This window comes from Bacillus cereus group sp. BfR-BA-01349 (genome assembly GCF_022663795.1).
GTDB lineage: Bacteria > Bacillota > Bacilli > Bacillales > Bacillaceae_G > Bacillus_A > Bacillus_A cereus.
The window spans coordinates 85,036-91,499 of the sequence record NZ_JAKUGE010000022.1; the positions used below are offsets into that span (position 1 = coordinate 85,036).

Below are 6,464 nucleotides of genomic sequence, written 5' to 3' on the forward strand. Positions count from 1 at the left end.
GAAAGTGAAGAAACTAATTGCTATTATACTAGTAGGTGCTCTCGTTTGGGCGGGGGTTAACTTTTATAATTCAAAGAAAGAAGAAAAGGAAAGAAAAGCGAAACAAGCAGAGTTACAAGAGAAAGAAGTATTACCACAAGTAGGTTTTAAAGCACCTGGCATCACATTAAAAGGATTAGACGGAAAGTTGCAGTCGTTAAATGATGCCAAGGGAAAACCATATATTATTAATTTTTGGGCATCATGGTGTGGGCCGTGTGAAATGGAGGCACCTGACTTAGTTCATATGTATGATAAATATAAAAAGGATGTTGAAATTTTTGCGGTGAATGCAACTGTTAGTGACCCAGTACAAGAAGCAAGCGCATTTGCTAATCGCTATGGATTTGAGTTTCCGGTTCTACTAGATATGGACGGAGTAGCTGGACTAGATTATAAAGTATTCTCTTTACCGACGACATTTTTTGTTAATAAAGATGGAATTATAGTAGATCATGTACGAGGTGTATTACCACCAGATCAATTAGAAAAGAAATTTAAGAAATTGATTGAGAGTTAAGAGCGGATTTTTCTATGGGGAAAATTAGAGTCACTAACAATGTAGAATTTAAGAACGAGGTAGTAGATTTATATTTAAAAGAAGGGATGAGATATAGTAATTAAGTCTTTTTTGTTTGACATGTTTACGTTTTTTTATAACAAACGTTCTGTAATTGCATACTTGGCCTATATGTAGGTGTACCTATAAAATGGTGATTATTAACAATATATTGTTAATATCCGAACATCAAAGAGTTAAGTGAAACACAAGCTGAAGCAGAAGAGGCTGTAGTTTCAATGCAAAAGAGCTCAAAAGAAGTCGAATCAGGAATAACTCCTGTTCAAAGTAGTGGTGCTTTCTTCGAAAAAATTTCAAAATCTGCACAAGCTGTTACAAATCAAATTAAAGCGACTTCGAGTAATTCAAGTGATATTTTTAAAAATAGTCAAACTATAATTCAGATTGTAAATGAATTATCACATATTGTTAATACATATGTGGATAGCAGTAGTAATGTAGAGACTAGTATGAAAGAACAAGAAGTATATGTACAAGATATTGCAGAACTAGCAACATCATTAAGTGGGCTATCACAAGAGTTACAAGAATTAATTGGAGAGTTTAAAATTCAATAAGGATTATATTGATTCATTTGAAAAACCTTTTTTAATTGGAATGTATTAATGTAAATTACACGCTTACTTAAATGAATATAAATTTTGCGTATTTAATTGGAAATAGAGCATAATATTACCGAATAAATGGAGGTGTGTTAGAACTGCAAATTCGAGAAAATAATAATTCAAACGAGATTTTGGTAGCGGCGGCAGCAAGTGCAATTGAGCAAATGAAGTATGAAATTGCTCAGGAGTTTGGTGTTACACTTGGGCCAGATTCAACTTCACGAGCAAATGGTTCAGTAGATGGAGAGATTACGAAACGTTTAGTTCGTATGGCGCAAGAGCGGTTATCTGGTCAATATAAACTTCACTAAAGTTAAAGGTATATCCTATTGAAGGGATATACCTTTTAAATTTTTTTTTAAGAGGATTGTTAAATTTTTTATTGTTGGTTAAGTTTAGAAACTGCGAATTGAGCTGTGAAATTCATTTTCTTCATGTAAGAAGAATTTACTCCTGCTTGAAATTGAACAGAAATATTACCGTCTTTTTGTGCTTTGAATACGCGACCATATTGTGAATTAGCATTGTATGTGCCAATTACTTGATTATCTGCATCAAAGACTGTATAAGAAATTGGAAACCCGGAATTTTGTACAAAGACAGTAAGTTCTTCCCCTTTATTAAGATTAAATGATTCTTTTTGGGAAACTTCATAGGAACTCATAGAGTAGTATTTTGTAACTTCTTGAATTTCTAAATTTGTAGTTGATGCACTTGCTTTTGATGCCTCTACTCCTGGTAAATTCATACCTGATAGTACTACAATTCCTAGTGCCCCTGCTAAAATAGCTTTTTTCATAATGTTAGTGCCTCCTTTAATATATTTTGAGATTTGAAAAGGAAGTAAAAATACCACTTCTTGAAACCATCATAGTTACAATGAGAATGATTTTCGATATGGCTTGATATGTAATTCTGCATACATAAGGTGGCGATATAAGATAATCTATTTGAGATTTTGAATATTCTTAGAAGAAGAGGAGGACAAATTTTTAAAACTATGAATCGACTTGTAGCTGTTTTTTTACATACGTTGGTTTTATAGTGAATATTTCGTTGAGTTTATTTTTGTATGGAGGGGGTATTACAGTTGATTGATTACTATTCCGGAAATGTAAAAAATATTCATTAATGGAATTGGATTTGTATTATAATTCACTAAATGAACTATTATTGTTCGTTTCATTTCTTGATGAATGTATGTATGTGCTTTCTTAATTGTAAATATGTTCGATTTTATTGGTGAAGAGGGGGGAGATCCCTCTCCTTTTTCTAGGCATATTAACAGTAAGGAGAGTATTGAAATGCTAATTTCAAATCTTTATCAGGAGAAAAATTTGAAAAAGCTTATCATGTTATTATTTTTACATATATGTACTATAAAGTGAATTGATAATATGTAGATTCACTATTACTAATATTTAATTAAGATAGTTAGCGCTATGTTAATAGTATTAACTATCTTAGTTGGTGTGGAATGTGATAGAAAGCATAAGTTTACCGCAAACTTATGCTTTCAGGATTTGAAGAATATTCTTAATATGAATTTTAAAGAAAATACAAAATCTCAATAGACTTGAGAAAAAAGGAACTGAAAATATCTTTTAAAATAAGATATATTTTGGTCAAAAGATTAGAGGGCACCAATTTATTAAAGCGATAAAAAAACGTTTTAATGAATTGGTGTCCTTTTTGTTTTAAAAAGAGAATATATTTTCTCAACAGGACAAATGGTAATCAGCTATAAGTATTAATTATAAGGATAAAAGGAAAATAGAAATTAATAATAAAGGAGAATGCAAAATGATAACATTAATATCTGAAAGAAATCTAGCTAAAATCCACGAAGACGATATAGATGTATTAAAAGTAATGGCACATCCTGTTCGATTACAAATTGTAAATGAATTAATGCATCATAAAATGTGTAATGTTACACAGTTAACGGAAATATTAAGACTCCCCCAATCCACTGTTTCACAACATTTATCAAAATTGAGGAGAACCGTACTCCGTTCAGAAAGAAGAGGGTTAGAGATGCATTATTATATAGATAATGCTAAGGCACCTCAGATTGTTAAAATTTTAGGTTTATAGGTTAATAATACATAAAAGGTTTCCTGTTACAAGGCAGGAAACCTTTTTTATATGTATAACTAATTGTGTGATAATATCATACCGTAGAAGCTACCTAACAATAATTAAATTTAACAGCTTGTTTTATCTTGCCACACACAATTTAACACGATATATAGGTGTAAACTTACAAAGAAGGGTTTTAAATAGAAATTAGATATAACAATGGATAATGGTAAGTGTATTAAAGAAACTATAGAATTAATGAAATACAAAATAATAAATAATAAATAATAAATAATAAATAGTTGTTGTAAAGGCTTATTCTGATAATAAAAGGAATTAGATACATTAAATTCAACTATGAGTTTTTTTACTAAAAATATGTAAGTGAGGATTACAAGCAACATAATCCTTTTGTAGCTGATGGACGAAAAGCTTTCATGGATTTCTTTAAGGAGGATTTTGTTAAGGATCCTAATTCTTCTGCAGAAATTAAACGTGTAATAGCTGAAGGAGATACAGTTGCTCTTCATGTACATTCTCGTACTAACTCTCAAGATAAGGGAGTTGCTATAGTGGATATTTTCCGTATAAAGGATGGAAAGATTGTCGAACACTGGGATGTAATTCAAGAGATTCCAAATGAAGCAGCTAATGATAATACGATGTTTTAGGTAGAAAATCTATTTATAGATTGTTAAAATGTTTTTTCAAAATAAGTAAGATTGCGTTAGTAAAAATATCCTTAGAGTGATTCTTTCTTACTAACGCAATTTTAAACTTTTTAAGTCCGTAATTATACTTGAAATCACCGCGATACCTAATACTATCCTGTATAGTTTATAGGAATAATATCTCCCTGACTAAAGTTTTCAAGAAAGGATTTATAAATGTTTTTTAATTCATTGCATGATGGCAGGAATTTAAAGTGGCCTTTATCAATTCGTTATAACCTTTCTTAAAGTGAATAAATCCTCTTTTTATTTTCTCATTTTCTCCGTTTTAGATATGTCTTTTTAGGATTTCAAATCTTACCTTTTCATCAAATTTATCTGCAATGTATATTACAGTTCCGGCAAGATATTTTAGTCCATAAGCTACGGGTGTCATCCAAAGTTTATTTAGGAAAGAAAGATCTTTAATTCGGTGCTTACTTGAAAAGAAAATCATATTGTTCACTCCATTTCTAAAGGTGATAGATATTTTAATAGTCGTCTTATTTATTGTTTTAGTTGCGTAAACAAGGTACAGTACAAAATGTACTTTGCTATTTTGAACAATTTTTTTGTTTGGGAATTTGTATAGAGATAGAAATAATAAGAATAGTGAATAAAACCCTACTAAAGTTTAGTAGGGTTAAGTTGATAAAGATGTAGAATGGATAATTTAAGAAATAAAGGACATAAACTGTGTTTCTTAATTTCTTTGTGTAAGACTCTTAACAAATAGCGTTAAATAGTATGAGGAAGAACCAACTAAAATAGCAAATGGTATTAGAATAATATCAATACCATTTACAATTACATAACCAAAAAAACCAGTCCAAAAGCCATTACAAAAAGAACAGTCTAAAAAAATTTCAAACAATTCATGAATACTACGTAATTTTTCACGTGTGTACTGAAATTTTATTTCAAATAAAAATGCGCGTACCCCTAAGGATATAAATAGCAACAGGCTTATACTTATATCAAAATTCATTATCTCACCTCCAATTCCTATTTAAAAGTCGTAATAAGTTGTTAGAAAGTTGAGGGTTACAAAATAATTAATATTTAGCTGGGATATTTAATAAATCATTTGAAAGATAGTTATCCCAGTAAAAGCTAACATAATGAAATGAATTAAAGTATATTTTTTTCTAAAGATATGGCCCAATGAATAAAATCTAATCTATTAACCTTAACTTTTCTGGCTCTATAGACCATATGGTGGAGTCCCTCTAAATCAACTAAAATATAGCGTTGAGGGTTAATATCCTGATTAAAGGTAATTACAGCACTGCATTTAGAGCGTTTGTCCATATTTTCGATTAAGCTATAAGGATTTTTTATTCCAATTGCATTTTTCCCAATATCGTATCCAACAAATAAGAATTGATTACTTGTAGTAAGGACAGCTCTTATCTGTTTATCATTGTATAAAAATGAAAAATATTTTTTTATATCAGTAGTGTTTAACTTTCTATCTTTATGTAAATTCAAGATATCACCTCCCTATAGTTATCGAAATTTAAGTAACTATAGTTGCAAGTGAATTGTAAAGAGACTTATTAGTTTAAAGGTTGTTGCTGAATCACAATGTATAAATTGCAGCATTTAATTTAAAGGTAAAAGCTGAATCCATCATATTAAAGCTAAATAATATTATTAATAAATTATTATCTATTATTTAATAATGATTATTTGTTATAAAAATAGATTCAATACTATCTCATTTTAGAAACTAAAAATATTTAAAACCATTATTTTTATATTGAATTCCATCAATTTCAAAGTGGATTTAATTATTTAGTGTAATTTATAAACAAATTCAGAGAAATAAATCGTTTACATGTTTTATGTTAAATGACAAATACTTCTTTAATAGAATTGCTAATTTGTTAATTGAAGAATAAATAAGAAAATCTTTGATCATGTCAATTCAATAGTTAAGAATGTACGTGAGAGCTTAATAGAAGCTAAGTGTAAAAAATTAATTTTGTTAAGAGTAATTATGGGGTGAGATAGAGTTTGACTAAATTTATTCTAAGTGATGTTAAATTTTCATTGTGATTTTCTTATATTGTTACTGCAAATACTTACAAGAGGGTGTGATGAGTTGTTCTTTCCACGTATCACTGATGTTTATGCTTGCATACATAAGACATTGAGAGAAGATAGTGTAATACGTAAATGTATGGGTCTTAATAATATTACAGTAGATATGGAAAATGAAATGCACATACAAAAGCGTATGTCTCCTAAAGAGGCACTAAATAACCAAATTCCTTTAATTGCATTTTACAAGTCATTTGTTCAAAAGGAACGAAACAATAATATTCATGTGATAACATTTGACTTCGATATCTACGTGCGCCCATACGGGCATTTAGAGATTCAACTCTAGCAAAGTTGTAGGCTCAGGTCTCACAAAAGCCTATCATCAACCAACTTATCCAT

6 protein-coding genes and 2 pseudogenes are annotated in these 6,464 nt (G+C 29.4%); 5 read left to right on the forward strand and 3 right to left on the reverse strand.

The annotated features are described in order from the left end of the window. Positions 1-4: 4 nt before the first annotated feature. From MR169_RS14195 to MR169_RS14205, 3 genes and pseudogenes are all read left to right on the forward strand, one after another. Entirely contained in the window at positions 5-559 is a 555-nt protein-coding gene (locus MR169_RS14195; RefSeq protein WP_000733185.1) for a TlpA family protein disulfide reductase, read from the forward strand. Between the two features lie 230 nt (positions 560-789). Further along, a pseudogene (locus MR169_RS14200) lies at positions 790-1,176 on the forward strand (chemotaxis protein); the annotation flags it as partial. A gap of 143 nt (positions 1,177-1,319) precedes the next feature. Next, positions 1,320-1,535 carry an alpha/beta-type small acid-soluble spore protein gene (locus tag MR169_RS14205; RefSeq protein ID WP_001167051.1) on the forward strand — a complete coding sequence of 72 codons (216 nt, stop codon included), beginning with the start codon at positions 1,320-1,322 and terminating at the stop codon, positions 1,533-1,535. Between the two features lie 68 nt (positions 1,536-1,603). Here MR169_RS14205 and MR169_RS14210 read toward each other — a convergent pair whose 3' ends face one another. Next, positions 1,604-2,023 carry a hypothetical protein gene (locus MR169_RS14210; RefSeq protein ID WP_242319575.1) on the reverse strand — a complete coding sequence of 140 codons (420 nt, stop codon included), beginning with the start codon at positions 2,021-2,023 and terminating at the stop codon, positions 1,604-1,606. A 1,004-nt stretch (positions 2,024-3,027) separates the two neighbouring features. Here MR169_RS14210 and MR169_RS14215 point away from each other — a divergent pair. Further along, entirely contained in the window at positions 3,028-3,321 is a 294-nt protein-coding gene (locus tag MR169_RS14215) for an ArsR/SmtB family transcription factor (protein ID WP_242319576.1), read from the forward strand. A 359-nt stretch (positions 3,322-3,680) separates the two neighbouring features. After that, a pseudogene (locus tag MR169_RS14220) lies at positions 3,681-3,977 on the forward strand (nuclear transport factor 2 family protein); the annotation flags it as partial. 742 nt (positions 3,978-4,719) lie between these two features. Here the strand turns inward: MR169_RS14220 and MR169_RS14225 are convergent. Together MR169_RS14225 and MR169_RS14230 are read right to left on the reverse strand one after the other, a co-directional pair. After that, positions 4,720-5,004, reverse strand: coding sequence for a hypothetical protein (locus tag MR169_RS14225; protein WP_001008317.1), 285 nt, complete (start codon positions 5,002-5,004; stop codon positions 4,720-4,722). Positions 5,005-5,147: 143 nt separating this feature from the next. Further along, positions 5,148-5,507: a BRO-N domain-containing protein gene (locus MR169_RS14230; RefSeq protein WP_001048701.1), complete on the reverse strand. Its 360-nt coding sequence runs from the start codon at positions 5,505-5,507 to the stop codon at positions 5,148-5,150. Between the last annotated feature and the right edge of the window lie 957 nt (positions 5,508-6,464).